General features: G+C 60.1%; 15 protein-coding genes. 4 read left to right on the forward strand and 11 right to left on the reverse strand.

Translation table 11 applies throughout. The annotated features are described in order from the left end of the window. Window positions 1-9 precede the first annotated feature (9 nt). From AAEZ08_RS04360 to rloA2, 3 genes are all read right to left on the reverse strand, one after another. Window positions 10-1,779 carry a sodium:solute symporter family protein gene (locus tag AAEZ08_RS04360; RefSeq protein WP_181065969.1) on the reverse strand — a complete coding sequence of 590 codons (1,770 nt, stop codon included), beginning with the start codon at window positions 1,777-1,779 and terminating at the stop codon, window positions 10-12. A 5-nt stretch (window positions 1,780-1,784) separates the two neighbouring features. Beyond that, a complete protein-coding gene (locus tag AAEZ08_RS04365) occupies window positions 1,785-2,048 on the reverse strand; it encodes a DUF4212 domain-containing protein (RefSeq protein ID WP_003282672.1) in 264 nt (87 codons plus the stop codon). 747 nt (window positions 2,049-2,795) lie between these two features. Next, window positions 2,796-3,305, reverse strand: coding sequence for a retropepsin-like aspartic peptidase RloA2 (gene rloA2 / locus AAEZ08_RS04370; protein ID WP_003282673.1), 510 nt, complete (start codon window positions 3,303-3,305; stop codon window positions 2,796-2,798). A gap of 183 nt (window positions 3,306-3,488) precedes the next feature. Between rloA2 and dbpA the strand changes: the two genes are divergently transcribed. Both dbpA and yccS read left to right on the forward strand, forming a co-directional pair. Continuing rightward, window positions 3,489-4,868 carry an ATP-dependent RNA helicase DbpA gene (dbpA, locus tag AAEZ08_RS04375; RefSeq protein ID WP_003282674.1) on the forward strand — a complete coding sequence of 460 codons (1,380 nt, stop codon included), beginning with the start codon at window positions 3,489-3,491 and terminating at the stop codon, window positions 4,866-4,868. Window positions 4,869-4,996: 128 nt separating this feature from the next. Continuing rightward, window positions 4,997-7,177 (forward strand): YccS family putative transporter, encoded by a 2,181-nt coding sequence (gene yccS / locus AAEZ08_RS04380; protein ID WP_500123792.1) that lies wholly within the window; start codon window positions 4,997-4,999, stop codon window positions 7,175-7,177. On the opposite strand, the gene AAEZ08_RS04385 is transcribed toward yccS, so the two are convergent. Further along, window positions 7,174-7,851, reverse strand: coding sequence for a substrate-binding periplasmic protein (locus AAEZ08_RS04385; protein WP_427702286.1), 678 nt, complete (start codon window positions 7,849-7,851; stop codon window positions 7,174-7,176). The two genes, yccS and AAEZ08_RS04385, sit on opposite strands and share 4 nt — an antisense overlap. Window positions 7,852-8,061: 210 nt before the next feature. Here AAEZ08_RS04385 and AAEZ08_RS04390 point away from each other — a divergent pair, with 210 nt between their 5' ends. After that, window positions 8,062-9,246 (forward strand): BaiN/RdsA family NAD(P)/FAD-dependent oxidoreductase, encoded by a 1,185-nt coding sequence (locus AAEZ08_RS04390; protein ID WP_003282677.1) that lies wholly within the window; start codon window positions 8,062-8,064, stop codon window positions 9,244-9,246. A gap of 23 nt (window positions 9,247-9,269) precedes the next feature. Here AAEZ08_RS04390 and AAEZ08_RS04395 read toward each other — a convergent pair whose 3' ends face one another. The 6 genes from AAEZ08_RS04395 to AAEZ08_RS04420 all read right to left on the reverse strand — a co-directional run bounded on the left by AAEZ08_RS04395 (window position 9,270) and on the right by AAEZ08_RS04420 (window position 14,074). Beyond that, window positions 9,270-9,452, reverse strand: coding sequence for a hypothetical protein (locus tag AAEZ08_RS04395; protein ID WP_003282678.1), 183 nt, complete (start codon window positions 9,450-9,452; stop codon window positions 9,270-9,272). Between the two features lie 67 nt (window positions 9,453-9,519). Further along, window positions 9,520-9,831 (reverse strand): hypothetical protein, encoded by a 312-nt coding sequence (locus AAEZ08_RS04400; RefSeq protein WP_181065973.1) that lies wholly within the window; start codon window positions 9,829-9,831, stop codon window positions 9,520-9,522. A 132-nt stretch (window positions 9,832-9,963) separates the two neighbouring features. After that, window positions 9,964-12,222, reverse strand: a complete 2,259-nt coding sequence (locus tag AAEZ08_RS04405; protein WP_500123793.1) for an EAL domain-containing protein — start codon at window positions 12,220-12,222, stop codon at window positions 9,964-9,966. A gap of 226 nt (window positions 12,223-12,448) precedes the next feature. Beyond that, window positions 12,449-12,922, reverse strand: coding sequence for a PA2171 family ribosome-binding persister protein (locus AAEZ08_RS04410; protein WP_003282681.1), 474 nt, complete (start codon window positions 12,920-12,922; stop codon window positions 12,449-12,451). Between the two features lie 88 nt (window positions 12,923-13,010). Further along, the gene (locus AAEZ08_RS04415; RefSeq protein ID WP_003282682.1) at window positions 13,011-13,289 is read right to left on the reverse strand and encodes a DUF3509 domain-containing protein; all 279 of its coding nucleotides are present in this window, start codon (window positions 13,287-13,289) and stop codon (window positions 13,011-13,013) included. Between the two features lie 170 nt (window positions 13,290-13,459). Beyond that, a complete protein-coding gene (locus tag AAEZ08_RS04420) occupies window positions 13,460-14,074 on the reverse strand; it encodes a class I SAM-dependent methyltransferase (RefSeq protein WP_003282683.1) in 615 nt (204 codons plus the stop codon). Between the two features lie 272 nt (window positions 14,075-14,346). On the opposite strand from AAEZ08_RS04420, the gene AAEZ08_RS04425 reads away from it, so the two are divergent. After that, complete coding sequence (locus AAEZ08_RS04425) at window positions 14,347-14,727, forward strand: response regulator (protein ID WP_003282684.1); 381 nt, start codon at window positions 14,347-14,349, stop codon at window positions 14,725-14,727. A 65-nt stretch (window positions 14,728-14,792) separates the two neighbouring features. On the opposite strand, the gene fba is transcribed toward AAEZ08_RS04425, so the two are convergent. Beyond that, the gene (fba, locus tag AAEZ08_RS04430) at window positions 14,793-15,857 is read right to left on the reverse strand and encodes a class II fructose-bisphosphate aldolase (RefSeq protein ID WP_003282685.1); all 1,065 of its coding nucleotides are present in this window, start codon (window positions 15,855-15,857) and stop codon (window positions 14,793-14,795) included. Window positions 15,858-15,995: the final 138 nt, after the last annotated feature.

The following is a 15,995-nucleotide window of genomic DNA, read 5'->3' on the forward strand; positions in this document are numbered from 1 at the left end:
CATTATCAGTTAGTGATCAAGCGCAGCGCCAGCACCTTTCGGGGTACGAACGCTTTCTACCAGATCCTGAATCTCCTGCGGCGGAGCCTCAGTGGCGAGGGATACGGCGTAAGCCACTGCGAAGTTCAGCATCGCACCCACTGCACCGAAGGCCTGCGGGGAAATGCCCATCCACCACTGATCAGGCGTGTTCGGAATGCTTGCAGTGCCAGGGATGAAGAACCAGCCCAGGTACAGGAAGATGTATACGGCGGTGCTCACCACACCAACCAGCATCCCCGCAACGGCGCCCTTGCTGTTCACGCGCTTGGAGAAGATCCCCATCATCAGCGCTGGGAACAGGCTCGCTGCCGCGAGACCAAACGCCAGTGCTACTACCTGCGCGGCGAAGCCGGGAGGGTTGAGGCCCAACCAGGTTGCCAGCAGGATCGCCGCTGTCATGGAGAGACGAGCCGCCAACATCTCGTTCTTCTCACTGATCTTCGGATTGATGATCGTCTTGATCAAGTCATGACTGATTGCAGAGGAGATTGCCAACAGCAGACCCGCAGCAGTCGAGAGCGCAGCAGCGATAGCACCCGCGGCGATCAGACCGATGACCCAACCAGGCAGATTCGCGATCTCTGGGTTGGCCAACACGATGATGTCGTTGTTAACAGTCAGCTCGTTGCCGTTCCAGCCACGCTCTTGTGCAGTAGGAGCAAAGCCGGCATTGGTATCGTTGTACATCTGCACACGACCATCGCCGTTCTTGTCTTCCCACTTGATCAGGCCAGTGGTTTCCCAGGTCTGAATCCAGTCCGGACGCTCTTCATAGAGGATCGCCTCAGCCTGCGGACCTTCCGGATAGATGGTTTCAATCAGGTTCAGACGTGCCATGGAGGCAACAGCTGGAGCGGTAAGGTACAGCAGGGCGATGAACACGAGGGTCCAGCCAGCGGACCAACGGGCATCAGCTACTTTCGGTACGGTGAAGAAGCGAATGATTACGTGCGGCAGACCAGCAGTACCGATCATCAGCGACAGAGTGAACAGGAACATGTTCAGCTTGTTGTCGACGTCAGCGGTGTAGGCGGCAAAGCCCAGGTCCTGAACGACGGTATCCAACTTGTCCAGCAGCGGCATACCAGACTCGGTATGGGTGCCGAACATGCCGAACATCGGGATCGGGTTGCCAGTCAGCTGCATGGCGATGAACACCGCCGGAATGGTGTACGCGATGATCAGAACCACGTACTGCGCCACCTGGGTGTAGGTGATGCCCTTCATGCCGCCGAATACCGCATAGGCAAACACGATGGCAGCAGCGAGCCAGATACCAACGTCGTTGCTCACTTCCAGGAAGCGAGAGAACGCCACACCAGCACCCGCCATCTGACCGATTACGTAGGTAACGGAGATGAGGATGAGGCAGACAACTGCAGTCAGGCGAGCGCCACGGCTATAGAAGCGGTCACCAATGAAGTCCGGCACGGTGAACTTGCCGAATTTGCGCAGGTAGGGTGCAAGCAGCATCGCCAGCAGCACATAGCCGCCAGTCCAGCCCATCAGGTAAACGGACGTAGCATAACCACCGGAGGCGATCAGACCCGCCATGGAGATGAAGGAAGCCGCAGACATCCAGTCTGCTGCTGTTGCCATACCATTGGTTACGGGGTGAACGCCGCCACCGGCGACATAGAATTCCTTAGTCGACCCAGCGCGGGCCCAGATCGCGATCCCTATATAAAGCAGGAAAGACGCGCCCACGAACATCATGTTGATCCAATATTGGCTCATTGTGGTTACTCCTCAACCCCGAATTCCTTGTCCAATTTGTTCAACCGCCACGCGTAGTGGAAGATGATCGCAATGAACGTGATGATGGAACCCTGTTGAGCGAACCAGAAGCCCAGATCTGTTCCTCCAACCGGGATACCGGCTACCAGCGGGCGCAGGAGGATACCGAAGCCATATGAGACGAGAGCCCAGACCACTAAGCTCCAAGTGATAAGGCGAACATTCGCCTTCCAGTACGCAGCAGCATTTTCTTTATCGTTGTCGGCCATTGACGTTCTCCGCCTTATTTTTATTACGTGTGAAGGGAACCCACATCCTGAATTTAACAGGGGTGGGTTAATGAATGAAAGCCCCGACTTTAGTCTGACAAACAACACGCGAAGACCAATCCACATGCTGGAGAGGCCCTAAAAATGCGCCTCGACGTAGCCATAGGCCATCGTGCGAGCCACTCGCCGTAACCTTCGTGGCAGACGCTTTTGGCGTCGAACGGTGCGGCGAGCTGACGCGGCGGTCGGTAGCTTGGTCCGAGCGTCCTCCATGAGCACTATCAATACCGGCCGGTCACAAACTAATCTCGACTAGTTTTCAATTAAAAAAGCCCACTAAAGAGCATCGGCAATATTTAAAAGACAACTAGACATACAAAACAATGCAACAAACAAAAACGACTCATATATAAACAACAAACTTAAACTAACTTCCTTATATTGCCTTTTGATTGCAAACGAAACGGCCCGCCACCTTTTTAGGTCTGGTTATATGAGGCGTATTTTTCGTGAGGCCAGAGCACGTTCATCCGACACGCATCAGCTGGGCCTGCTGGATGGAAAGAAACTGTGTTGCACCGCGTTATCAACGCCAGAGGTAAAGGCAGCCCGCTCGGTTTGTCGGACCGAGGCGAACGATCACGCGCTGTTGGGAACTATGCGGGAGCGCGGAACAGCGCTGCCTTTCGAGGGCCTAAGCCAGGCCGGCGCGGCCTGGCGGGTGACGCGTGCCAATGGCGATTGCAGTCAGCAGGTTGGCTGACCGGCCGTGTACTTCTCGGTCGGATAGATCGCAGCGTTCAGGTCACGAATGGTCTCGGCACCAATCAGTAAGGGATAGCTGAAGTGGGTGCGGTCCGTGAGATTGACCTCGACGTCGCGTAGCTGATCGCCGATGCACAGCTGCATACCTACCACCGGGCGCTCTGCCCGCGGCGGTTCGCTGTTCGGGTCGACATTGCCGGTCTCTTCAGCTCGCGTTTTGATGCGGCTGATGCCGAGCAAGCGCTGCTCATAAAGGGTGTCATCCGCGCCCTCGACGGCCAGACGGAAACGGACCCAGTCTTCGCCATCGCGCTCGAATTGCTCGATGTCACGCGCGGACAGCGATGCTGTCATGGCACCGGTATCCATCTTGGCCGGTAGGGTTTTGCCGATCTGTTCGACTTTGATGTGTTCGTAACGTCCGTAAAGGGTGGGCTCGGCGGCAAACGCAGGCAGCGCCAACAACCCAGCAAGGAAAAGAACGCGAGACAAAACAAACCTCCAGAGTGCGGAACATGGACAATTTTCGATCAAGCTCCCCCGTCTGGGTTCCATACACGGGCCTTTCAAAACATTTCGCCATGCCGGCGGTTGGCCACACCAGCGGTTGCGACCGGCGCTTAGGGCGACGGCCTGATAGACTGCAGGCCGCCCCCCCAGTCGAAGACTCTTTCCGTGCCCAGTACCGTCTTTTCATCACTGCCCCTTTCCGCCGCCATGCTCGCCAACCTCGACGCCCTCGGCTACACCGCGATGACGCCGATCCAGGCTCAGAGCCTGCCGGTCATGCTCAAGGGACAGGATCTGATCGCCCAGGCCAAGACCGGTAGTGGCAAGACCGCTGCCTTCGGCATTGCTCTGCTGGAGCCCCTCAATCCCCGCTACTTCGGCTGCCAGGCGCTGGTTCTATGCCCGACCCGGGAGTTGGCCGATCAGGTAGCCAAAGAGCTGCGCCGACTGGCACGGGCGGCGGACAACATCAAGATCCTCACCCTCTGCGGCGGTGTGTCCATTGGCCCGCAGATCGCCTCGCTGGAGCATGGCGCGCACGTCATCGTCGGTACACCGGGGCGGGTGCAGGAGCACCTGAAGAAAGGCACGCTGAAACTCGACGGTCTGAACACCCTGGTGCTCGATGAAGCAGACCGCATGCTCGACATGGGCTTCTACGACGCCATCGCCGAAATCATCGGCCATACGCCCGCCAAGCGGCAGACCCTGCTGTTTTCGGCAACCTATCCGAGCGGTATCAAACAGCTGTCGGCGAGCTTCATGCGCGATCCGCAACAGGTACGCGCCGAGGCCCTGCACGACGATACGCAGATCGAGCAGCGCTTCTACGAAATCGACCCCGAGCAACGCATGGAAGCGGTCGTGCGCCTACTGGCCAGCTTTCGCCCGGAAAGCTGCGTGGCTTTCTGCTTCACCAAGCAGCAATGCCAGGAGCTGGTCGATCACCTGAGCGCCAAAGGCATTTCCGCCATGGCGCTCAACGGCGACCTGGAGCAGCGTGATCGCGACCAGGTATTGGCCATGTTCGCCAACCGCAGTCTCTCGGTACTGGTGGCGACCGACGTCGCGGCCCGCGGCCTGGATATCGATGCACTGGACATGGTGATCAACGTCGAACTGGCGCGCGACTCGGAAATACATGTGCATCGTGTAGGCCGCACCGGTCGAGCTGGCAACCAGGGCCTTGCCGTGAGTCTGGTCGCACCGGCCGAAGCCCATCGCGCACAGGCCATCGAGAAGCTGCAGAAGGCCCCACTCAATTGGCATCCGCTGGACAGCCTGAAAGCCCAAGCAGGCGAGCCCTTGCAACCGCCAATGGTGACGCTGTGCATCGGCGCGGGGCGCAAGGACAAGCTACGGCCGGGCGATATTCTCGGCGCACTGACTGGCGATGCTGGAATTCCCGGGACTCAGGTCGGCAAGATCGCCATCTTCGATTTCCAGGCATTCGTGGCGGTCGAGCGCGGGGTAGCCAAGCAAGCGCTCAAGCGCATGAATGAAGGTAAGATCAAAGGCCGCTCGCTGAAGGTACGCCTGCTCTGACAAGCCCCAACGCCTGCACCTGTTGATCGCGGGCGCAGGTGGCTGGTCGCTGATTGAATGCACGGGCCGGCCGTGACAGCGTTAGCGGTGGCGTCGTCAAACCCAGCCTACCCCCAACGGATCGATTCATGCCGCAACCCTCGCTCAGCCAGTTTTTACGTCGCCTATGGGCGCTGGAGAAGTTCGGCTACAGCCTGCGCGTTCTGATTGCCATGGCTGGCAGCATGGGCCTGAGCTGGCACCTCGGCCAACCGGAACTGATCATTCCGCTGTTTCTCGGCATCATCGCCAGCGCGCTGGCAGAAACCGATGACAGCTGGCTCGGCCGCCTGAACGCCCTGCTGGTAACGCTGCTGTGCTTCAGCATCGCCGCGGTCGCGGTCGAGTTGATGTTTCCCTACCCCTGGCTATTCGTAGCCGGCCTGGCGCTATCCACTTTCGCGCTGGTCATGCTCGGCGCACTCGGTGAGCGTTACGGCGCGATTGCGCAGGCGACATTGATCCTCGCGATCTACAGCATGATCGCCGCCGACCAGCGCTCCGGCGAATTGCAGCATTTCTGGCGTGATCCGTTACTGCTGATCGCCGGCGCTGCCTGGTACGGTTTGCTTTCGGTGTGCTGGAACGCGCTGTTCGCTCATCAGCCGGTGCAGCAGAGTCTGGCGGGCCTGTATCGCGAACTGGGCCTGTACTTCCGGTTCAAGGCAGCGCTGTTCGAGCCCGTGCGTCAGCTCGATGTGGAGCAGCGCCGGCTTGAGCTCGCGCAGCAGAACGGGCGGGTGGTCAGCGCGCTGAACGCGGCCAAGGAAACCCTGTTGCACCGCCTGGGCAACGGCCGCGCTGGCGGCAAGATCAATCACTATTTGAAACTCTACTTTCTCGCTCAAGACCTGCATGAGCGGGTCAGCTCCTCACACTATCCCTATCAGGCACTGGCCGAAGCCTTCTTCCATAGCGACGTGCTGTTTCGCTGTCAGCGCCTGCTGCGCCTACAGGCCAGCGCGTGTACCGAGCTTGGTGAAGCCATGCAGATGCGTCAGGCGTTTCGCTACAGTGACGCCAATGCGCAGGCGCTCGAAGACCTGCAGGCCTCCCTGGAGCACCTGCGCGAGCAGAACAATCCGGCCTGGCGCGGCCTGCTGCGTTCGCTACGCGCGCTGTCGGGCAACCTCTCCACCCTACAGCGCCAGCTCGCCAGCGCCAGCGACCCCGGCACATTGGAAGGCGAACAGGACAGTAGCCTGCTCGACCGACAACCGCAGACGCTGCGCGATGCGTTCAATCGTGTTCGCCAGCAGCTGACGCCCACCTCGCTACTGTTCCGCCACGCCCTGCGCATGACCATCGCTCTGGTCTGCGGCTACGCCGTGCTGCATGCCATCCATCCCGAGCAAGGCTACTGGGTACTGCTGACCACCGTCTTCGTTTGCCAGCCCAACTACGGCGCCACGCGGATCAAGCTGGTGCAGCGTATAAGCGGTACCTTGCTGGGGCTTATCGCTGGCTGGGCGCTGTTCGACCTGTTCCCCAGCCAGCCGGTGCAGGCGCTTTTTGCCGTCATCGCCGGTGTGGTGTTCTTCGCCACCCGAAGCACCCGCTACACGCTGGCCACCGCGGCGATCACTCTGATGGTGCTGTTCTGCTTCAATCAGGTTGGTGATGGCTACGGGCTGATCCTGCCGCGACTGTTCGATACCCTGCTCGGCAGCCTGATCGCCGCAGCCGCGGTATTCCTCATCCTGCCGGACTGGCAGGGCCGGCGCCTCAACCAGGTGGTCGCCAATACCCTCAGCTGCAACAGCGACTACCTGCGCCAGATCATGCGTCAGTACGACAGCGGCAAACGCGACGACTTGGCCTATCGACTGGCCCGGCGCAACGCGCACAACGCCGATGCGGCGCTGTCCACCACGCTGTCGAATATGCTGCTGGAGCCCGGACACTTTCGGAAGGACGCCGAAACCGGCTTTCGCTTCCTGATCCTTTCTCACACCCTGCTGAATTATCTGTCAGGGCTTGGCGCCCACCGAGAAAGCCTGCCCGATGACGCCCGTGACGAGATGCTGGAAAGCGCCGCACAGCATCTGGCGAGCAGCCTCGACGAACTGGCCAACAGCCTGCAGCGCAACGAGCCGGTGGCGGTTTACGACGAGAAGGAAGAGCTACTGGCGCAACAGCTGGAACAGACCTCCGAAGACGTCGATGACAGCCATCGCCTGCTGCAGACGCAGCTGGGCCTCATTTGTCGTCAGCTGGCGCCGCTACGCAGCATGGCGGCGCACTTGGTCAAACGGCAGCCGCCGAACTAGGGCAGCGATTCGGGTGCGGGCATGCCGTGGCGGAGGAAGATCGCCGCATAACTGCCATCCTCGACCATCGCGGCGATTTCCGTGTTGAAGGTAGCGATGATATCGGCCACACGAGGATGGTCGTTACGAACCATGAGCGACAACCCGACTCGCCTGAACTCACCTGGCACGAACGAGAGCGCATCCCTCTCATGCCCTAGCTCGCGCTCAAGGTGGAACCGCGCAGTGCGCTCGTCTTCCAGCGTCAGATCGACTCTTCCGACGATCAGCATCTTGGCTGCCTGCACGAAATTGGAGGCGTAGCCTTTTTGCAGGCGGGAGTCATTGTCCAGCTCGTCGCTGTACATGTAGCCACGACTCAGCGCGATCGGATAGCCAAGTAAAGTATCGAGTCCGTCATAACGAAAGTCGGTGCCGCGCCGTTGCACCCAGCGCATTCGGTTGATCAGAAACGGGCGTGAGCTACGCGTGTAGTCGACCCGCTTCTCGGTATCCCAGCCGTTGACCATGTCGAAGGCGCCGCTGTTAAGACCCAGCAGGGCACGTTCCCAGGGCACCTCGGTATATTCCACCCGATAACCGCCCCGGCCGAGTGCCGTGCGAATGAGATCGACGGACAAACCATCGTTCGGCAGGCTGCTATCGGTATAGGGCGGCCAGATGTTCCCGGCCATGCGTAACACTTCTGCGGGCAACGACGCGCTTGCCAGCAGCAATATCAACCCGAGAAAACGTCTTTTGCCCGTCACCTTTATCTCGCTATTTATGGCGAAGCGCCATCAAAGCACAAAGCGAGTGGATTGGCGCCCGCGTCTCGTCGGATGCCAGGCTGCGCCGAGGCAGAAGCAGGAGTACCATCGCGCGTTTTCTGGACGAGGTATGCGGTGGTGCAGACTGATGTGGTGGTAATCGGCGCAGGTGCTGCCGGGCTGATGTGCGCCTTTACGGCAGCGGCACGAGGCCGCCAGGTATTGCTGCTCGATCACGCCAACAAGGCCGGCAAGAAGATCCTCATGTCGGGTGGCGGGCGCTGCAACTTCACCAACCTGTACACCGAGCCGGCGAACTTCCTCTCCAGCAACTCGCACTTCTGCAAGTCCGCCCTGGCACGCTACACGCAGTGGGATTTCATTGAGATGGTCAGCCGCCACGGCGTGCCCTATCACGAGAAAAAGCTTGGCCAGCTGTTCTGCGACAACAAGGCCAGCGACATCCTCGAGATGCTGCTGGATGAATGCGCACAGGCGGGCGTTGATCTGCGGCTCGATACCGCCGTCGAGTCGATCAAGAAAGATGACGAGGGTTATCTGCTGCAATCGGGCATCGGCTCCGTGCACTGCCAGTCATTGGTGATCGCCACCGGCGGCTTGTCGATTCCAACCCTAGGCGCCAGCGGCTTTGGCTATCAGATCGCTAGGCAATTCGGCCACAACGTATTGCCGACAAGGGCTGGGCTGGTGCCATTCACCATCACTGAACCGCAGCTCAAAACCATCTGCACCGAGCTATCCGGCACATCGGTGGAGGACTGTCTGGTTAGCTGCGACGGTCAGAGCTTTCGCGAGAACATCCTTTTCACCCATCGAGGGCTGTCCGGGCCGGCCATCCTGCAGATTTCATCCTACTGGCAACCTGGTGCCGTTGTGCATATCAACCTGCTCCCGCATCTGGATCTCAGTGAATGGCTCATGACGCAGCGGCAGGAGCGCCCGAATACGGAGCTCAAGACGCTTCTGGGTGAGGTCTTCACGCGCAAGATGGCCGGATTGCTTTGCGAGCACTGGTTCGTCTCCAAACCACTCAAGCAATACTCACCCAGCGAACTCGAGGCGGTCGCAGAGAAGCTCGGAGACTGGCAGCTGGTGCCGGCCGGCACCGAGGGTTATCGCACGGCGGAGGTAACGCTAGGCGGCATCGACACCAGGGAAGTGTCGTCCAAGACCATGGAATCGCAGAAATCGCCGGGGCTCTACTTCGTTGGGGAGGTGCTCGATGTCACCGGTCACCTTGGCGGTTTCAATTTTCAGTGGGCGTGGGCGTCAGCCTACGCGGCTGGACAGTTCGTCTAGCCGACGCAACGCTGAGAGGTGAGTTACTCGTTGGCCATGTTCGACGGCGGTGAAATCTGCCGCGGGCCAGCTGGATCGGTCGCAGTATTCTGAAATTCCTGCTGATTACGCGTGTTGTTGTCCAGCGCCGACTCTTCTTCATCCGGCGAGCATCCAGCCAGAGCCATCGCGGTCAGCAGGCTGACCATCACAAGTGTCCACTTCATCGGTCTCTCCTGTTGAAAGCACCCCGCGCCAAACGCGGGGTGCTCGGATCAGGTGATGGTGCCTCGCTTACTGCGAAGTACCAGTGCCAGTTCCGGTACCGGTGCTAGGTGCAGTGCCGGAGCCCGACTCGGTACCCAGCCCGCTACCGTTATCGGCTGGCGGAGTCGCCATGCCACCGGAGGTGCCAGTGCCAGTGCCGGTGCTCGGCGCAGTGCCAGTACCTGTGCCTGCTGGCGGGGTGGTGGTGTCAGTAGAAGGTGCGGCAGGCTGCTCGGTGGTTACCGGAGGCGGCGTCGGCTCGCGCTCGCGATCCTCATCAGGGCCGCAACCGACCAGCAGAAGTCCGAGTACGGGGGGCAGCAGATAGGTAAGACGCATGGTTAACCTCCTTCAGAGTGAGCCGGCGAATCGCCAGCGAATTCTTGAATCATCAGATTCACAGAAGGTTGACCCTCTATAGCCGCAAGAGTGCCCCACCGACCCAACTCGAGGTGAGCCTGCCTGGGGCAATCAGCGCGAAAGTCGTGGTGTCGCAGCATTGGACGAAGCTGCTGGCAGCGTCGCGGCGAGCAGTGCCCAGAGGCCATCGACGCGGTCCTGCCTGTCGAACAACTGCTGCAATTGCGCAGCCGGTTGCGGCGGGCTGAACCAATATCCCTGAACCATCTGACACCCCTCAGCGGCCAGAAAGGCCACCTGAGCGGGTCGCTCCACGCCTTCCGCCACAACTGCCAGTCCAAGGCTCTGGCCCAAACCGATGATCGCTCGGCTGATCGCCACCGAGTCTGCGTCGTCCGGTGCTGCGGCGATGAAGCTGCGATCGACCTTGAGCACATGCAATGGATAGCGCTTCAAGTAGCCAAGGGAGCAATAGCCGGTGCCGAAGTCATCCAGCGCCAGGCGAACGCCTAGCGCAGCGATTTCGTGCAGGCTGCTCAGTAGCATCTCGCTGTCCTGCATCAGCAGGGTTTCAGTGATCTCAAGCAGCAGGCTTTGCGGTGGCAAGCCCGTTTCGCGAAGAACACGCGCCACCAGGTCGACGAAGCCAGGCTGCTGCAACTGACGTATCGACAGGTTCACGGCGCAATAGAGATGCACTTGCCCCGCCTGCTGCCAACGCCTGACCTGAGAGCAAGCCTCACGCAGCACCCATTCGCCGACCCGAACGATCTCGCGAGACTCCTCCAGTACCGGTATGAACTCGTTCGGCGCCACCGGTTTGTCGTTGAACGACCAGCGCAACAGCGCCTCGACGCCCACCAGATAGGCCCGTCCATGCACAACCCTGCAGATGGGCTGATAGTGCAGGCTGAACTCCCGACGTATAAGTGCCTGAGCCAGGGCGCTCTCGAGCTCCAATTGCCGCGCAGCCTTGGAATGCAGGCTATCGCAGAACAGGGCGAACTGATCCTTGCCCGCGCTTTTCGCCCGGTACAGTGCGAGATCCGCGGCCTGCAACGCGTCCAGTGCCTGGCCGCCACGCTGCAAAGGGGCTATCCCGATGCTGGCACTGACCGACAGCGTACGTTCGCCGAGTTGCAGCGGCTCGCGCAGCGCAACCAGCATCCGCTGTGCCACCCGCTCGGCGTCTGCTTCGCAGGCTAGATCCCCGAGCAGGGCGACGAATTCGTCGCCACCGAAGCGCGCCAGATGATCGCCAGGTCGCAGGCAGCGCAATAAGCGCTGCGCCACCTCAACCAGCACCTGATCACCGGCACTGTGGCCCAGGCTGTCATTGATCAGCTTGAAACGATCCAAATCGACGAAGAGCAGCGCAGCGGCTCGCGCACTGGGGCGCTGCTGGACCTCTTTGAGCAGCTCTTCCAGATGCAGACGATTGGCTAAACCAGTCAACGCGTCGTGACGTGCTGCGTAACGCAGGCACTCCTCGGCCGCCTTGCGCGCACTGATATCCGTCTGCGAGCCGGCCATGCGCAGCCTGCCCTGCTCGCAACGATCTGCCACGCCACGCACCAGCACCCATAGATAGTCTCCGCAGCCGGTGCGCACCCGATATTCGTGCACCAATGACGGCGTGTGCCCGTTCAGGTGAGCGGCAATGGCTTCGCGCAGGCCAGGCAAATCATCCGGGTAAACCCGCTCGAACCAGCTGCGACTGCAGTATTCGGGCTGGGCGGGCATCATCAGCATGGCTGTCCAGCGCTCGGACAGATGGAGCTGGTCATGTTCCACGTCCCATTCCCAGATACCATCTTCGGAACCCCGCAACGCGCGACTCAAGCGTGCTTCACTGTCTTCCAGTGCTTGGCGCTGTGCAGCGCTGTAGGTGTCGATGGCCAGAATCATGTCGAAGAAGACGATCTTCAACAGGCTGTCATAGAGCGCCTGCTGTTCGCCATCGCCGAGCAGGCTGCGCAGCATTTCCGACAGATACAGACGATAGGCACCCAGATACCACTCAAGATCCACACCGACGCGTTGGTGCACGAGCCCTACCAGCAGACGATCAAGCACGTAGTCTCGCTCGTACGGACCGCTCCATAGCCGGCGATAGTATTCCTTCTGCCGCTCTTTCAGGCGCGACAGGCCGGCACCATCACTGCGCATCGCCGAGGGTTGCCCAAAGTCAGCGAGATGCTTGTAGAGTTTGTCGATGAAGTGGCGGTGAGCGGGCTCCAACTCCTCTAGTGCAGCGCGATTCAGACGCAGTGCATCACTCGCCTGCCACTGCAAGAATCGTTTTCGCGTAAGAACCTGGTCGAGGCCCAGCCCGACTCGTTGCAACAGTGCTCTCAGCTCGTCTTCCATGCCCGCCCTCTATGCAATGAGCGCGTCCTACTGATACCACCGCGGCACGGCCTTCGGACCAGTCAGGGATTCAGTGCAGAGACGGCGTCAATTGATGCCATAAGGCCATCAAGGTTCGCAGCGGCGGGTGAGAGCATCATTGATACAGGTCAGCAAAGCCGAGGGTACGGCGGTAACCTTGGGTCGAAAGCAACCGGGGCTGGGGGCCCCGGTAAGAATGGAGCTATCAGGCCGCCTGCTTGGCGGTCAGCTCCTTCTTGAGCTGGGCACGAAGCTCACTCATCTGCGCGCCCATTTCTTCGAGGCGCTTGGCGTCGAACAGCTCCCTCGCCTGAGGGAACATCTCCGACTCTTCTTCCTCGATATGGTGCTCTAGAAGCTCCTTGCACACCTTGGCGCGCCCAGAGAACTGAAAGCTACCTGGGTCAGTGGCCTTTAGATCCGGCAGCACCAACGCATCTACCGTGCGGTGCTCCTCGGTGGCCTCATAAAACATCTTCAGCTCTTCCTTGCCGCCGGCTTCCTTGTAGGCAGGGTAGAGAATCTGCTCTTCCAACTGGGTATGGATAGTGACTTCCATCTCTAGCTTGGCCAGCAGCTCGGTGCGTGTTTTCACGGCACGCTCGGTGGAATCGGTCAAACGCGTCAGCAGGTCCTTCACGCGCTCATGATCCTCAATCAACAGGTCGATGGCGTTCATGCGGCAATCCTCATCAGCTTCACGGTAAAAGGAACCGAGCGCACAGCTCGGTTCAAAAACAGCTGCGGCGCAGGCCGCAGTTAATAGCTCAGGCGTACTCGTATGTGGGCAGTGCGGTACGGCTCTGGCTTTGCAGGTGAGCGATGGAAGGCGACATCCCAGCCTCCAGCGCCAGATCTCGGCGGACCGAGCTGACCACCCACTCGAGCTGAATTCTGGTCTGAGTCTGCCCTTTCGACAGCGCACGCTTGACCAGGGTCCGGTCGTCGTTGCGCAGGGTAAGCAGCAGTCCGCCATCCGGGCGGGGCTCGGTGAGCACTTCGAACTCAGGGAAAGCGGCAGTAAGGTATTGTTGTGCAGCGGTCATTGTTCTGTACTCCAATTAAGTTCCAGCGAACTTAACGGAGCAGTGATCATGCCAACCTAGAGCATATATATTTTTCTATATAAAACAATGAGTTAGCAAAAACCCTCTAAGGCTTAAGCCGTGCAAAACGCAATACAGGGTGGGGGGTGGGTTGCATTCTGCGGTCCGAACTACCTCTTCCTCCAGACACTTGCCAGCCAGCTTTGTTGCACTCGCGGCAGGCCCGAGGGGCGGTAGTAGTGTTCCAGTTCACTAAAACCGGCTGCCAATAGCTGTTTTCGCCAAGTCGGCCAGTCATACCACACCCCATAGCGATCGCCGCTCCAGCCTTCATCGTTCTGGCCTCGCGGGTTGGAACAGAACAGCACCCCACCGGATTTCAAAGTGTCGCGCAGCTGCGAGAGTACGCTGGGCAACCTCGCGCTCGGCACATGAAACAGAACCGCATTGGCGAAGATGCCGTCAAAGGCTTCAGCCGGCAGATTCAAGTGCAACAGATCCTGCTGCCAGACTTCACAGCCACTCTCGGCGCGGGCCATTTCGACAAAAGCGTCGGCGCCATCCAGGCCAACCGCTATATGCCCGCGCGCCGTCAACGCCTTGAGATCGCGCCCCGGCCCGCAGCCGAGATCCAAAATACGCAGCGGCGCCTCTGCCTCTATGTGACGCAGAAGGGCATCAATGTTCTGGCTGACGTCATGGTCACGGGTCCCCTCGCGAAAGGCTTGCGCATTCTGTCGGTAGTAGTCGAGGGTGCCCTGGGCCGCGCTGTCCGGATCGCTCATGATGTCCTCCTGCAAAAGCCGAGTGGCCAGCCTACCGCGGGCCCAACCCTGACAGCCAGCGTGCAGCCTCACCAAAGGTCGACATTGAGCACTGCCATCAAAGCAGCGAGGATAGCGGCCAGATGTGCGGCAGCGCACAGTGACGGGGCGAAAACGACGACCGTCCGACTGCAGGACTGAAACTTGCAGCGCGTAACCTGTCGAAACCCTGTCTGGCTCCGTCGCAACGACGGGCTCGGCACGCAGCACGTAACGCAACATCGAGACCGATCATGAACCACGCACTGCAAAAAATCGTTCTGCTCGTTGAAGATGAGCCGCATATCCTCAGCCTGCTTTCGGACTACCTGGCCAGCGAGGGCTATCAGGTGCTGGAAGCGGACAGTGCGCCCAAAGCCTTCGAAATCCTGGCGACCAAGCCGCACCTCGACCTGCTGGTGACCGACTTCCGTCTGCCGGGTAATGTATCGGGCGTGATGATTGCCGAGCCGGCGCTCAAGCTGCGCCCAAATCTCAAGGTGATCTTCATCAGCGGCTACCCTATCGAGATATTTGAATCAGGCAGCCCAATCGCCCGCTCGGCCCCCGTGCTGTCCAAGCCCTTCGCCCTGGATACACTGCGCAGCCAGATTCAGCAGTTGCTCGCCACCTGACCCAAGCCTCGACACAGAAACGAAAAAGCCCGCACAGCGCGGGCTTTTTCACGTCTGGACGTAGATCAGTTGATCTTCGGGTCCAGCTCGCCGTTGGCGTAACGCTGGAACATACCTTCCAGAGAGATCGGCTTGATCTTGGAGGCATGACCAGCAGTGCCGAAGGCTTCGTAGCGGGCGATGCATACATCGCGCATGGCAACGACAGTCTTCGCCAGGTACTTGCGCGGATCGAACTCGCTGGGATGCTTGGCCAGGAATTCGCGAATCGCACCGGTGGACGCCAGACGCAGGTCGGTGTCGATGTTGACCTTGCGCACGCCGTACTTGATACCTTCAACGATTTCCTCGACCGGCACACCGTAGGTCTCGCCGATCTCGCCGCCGTACTCGTTGATGATCTTCAGCCAGTCCTGCGGCACGGAGGAAGAGCCGTGCATGACCAGGTGAGTTTCGGGTATGCGCGCATGGATCGCCTTGATGCGGTCTATGGCCAACACGTCCCCGGTTGGCGGCTTGGTGAACTTGTAGGCGCCGTGGCTGGTGCCGATGGCGATCGCCAGGGCATCGACCTTGGTCTTGGCGACGAAGTCGGCCGCCTCTTCCGGATCGGTCAGCAGCTGGCTGTGATCGAGTACGCCTTCGGCACCTACTCCATCTTCTTCACCGGCCATGCCGGTTTCCAGGCTACCCAGGCACCCCAGCTCACCTTCGACGGAAACGCCACAGGCGTGAGCGAAGGCTACTGTCTGCTGGGTTACGCGCACGTTGTACTCGTAATCGGCGGGGGTCTTGCCATCTTCTTTCAGCGAGCCGTCCATCATTACCGAGGAAAAGCCCAGCTGAATCGAACGCTGGCAGATGTCGGGGCTGGTGCCATGGTCCTGATGCATGCACACCGGAATGTGCGGGAATTCTTCGATCGCCGCCAGGATCAGATGACGCAGGAACGGCGCACCGGCATATTTGCGTGCACCGGCGGAAGCCTGGACGATCACCGGGGAGTCGGTCTTGTCGGCCGCTTCCATGATGGCGCGCATCTGCTCGAGGTTGTTGACGTTGAAGGCCGGCACGCCGTAGCCGAACTCGGCGGCGTGGTCGAGCATCTGGCGCATGCTGATGAGTGCCATGTTTTCCTTTCTCCCGGTCTGGGTCGTTTGATCGTGTAGAGCCTGCCGCAGAGGCCGACGCTGTTCAAGCGCCGCACGTGGGCGCGGCATTGTAGAGGCGGGAGCGGCAATTGCCAGCGTCCCGCCAGCGCTTTCAAT

Source organism: Pseudomonas sp. E45-MNA-CIBAN-0222, assembly GCF_040310405.1.
GTDB lineage: Bacteria > Pseudomonadota > Gammaproteobacteria > Pseudomonadales > Pseudomonadaceae > Stutzerimonas > Stutzerimonas stutzeri_AC.

Bases quoted from the DNA above. Each gene is read 5' to 3' on its own strand.
- AAEZ08_RS04395 (WP_003282678.1), bottom strand. From the start codon at position 9,452: ATGAAGTGGACACTTGTGATGGTCAGCCTGCTGACCGCGATGGCTCTG.
- AAEZ08_RS04360 (WP_181065969.1), bottom strand. From the start codon at position 1,779: ATGAGCCAATATTGGATCAACATGATGTTCGTGGGCGCGTCTTTCCTG.
- AAEZ08_RS04365 (WP_003282672.1), bottom strand. From the start codon at position 2,048: ATGGCCGACAACGATAAAGAAAATGCTGCTGCGTACTGGAAGGCGAAT.
- AAEZ08_RS04420 (WP_003282683.1), bottom strand. From the start codon at position 14,074: ATGAGCGATCCGGACAGCGCGGCCCAGGGCACCCTCGACTACTACCGA.
- AAEZ08_RS04410 (WP_003282681.1), bottom strand. From the start codon at position 12,922: ATGAACGCCATCGACCTGTTGATTGAGGATCATGAGCGCGTGAAGGAC.
- AAEZ08_RS04400 (WP_181065973.1), bottom strand. From the start codon at position 9,831: ATGCGTCTTACCTATCTGCTGCCCCCCGTACTCGGACTTCTGCTGGTC.
- yccS (WP_500123792.1), top strand. From the start codon at position 4,997: ATGCCGCAACCCTCGCTCAGCCAGTTTTTACGTCGCCTATGGGCGCTG.
- AAEZ08_RS04415 (WP_003282682.1), bottom strand. From the start codon at position 13,289: ATGACCGCTGCACAACAATACCTTACTGCCGCTTTCCCTGAGTTCGAA.
- AAEZ08_RS04405 (WP_500123793.1), bottom strand. From the start codon at position 12,222: ATGGAAGACGAGCTGAGAGCACTGTTGCAACGAGTCGGGCTGGGCCTC.
- AAEZ08_RS04385 (WP_427702286.1), bottom strand. From the start codon at position 7,851: ATGGCCGGGAACATCTGGCCGCCCTATACCGATAGCAGCCTGCCGAAC.
- AAEZ08_RS04425 (WP_003282684.1), top strand. From the start codon at position 14,347: ATGAACCACGCACTGCAAAAAATCGTTCTGCTCGTTGAAGATGAGCCG.
- fba (WP_003282685.1), bottom strand. From the start codon at position 15,857: ATGGCACTCATCAGCATGCGCCAGATGCTCGACCACGCCGCCGAGTTC.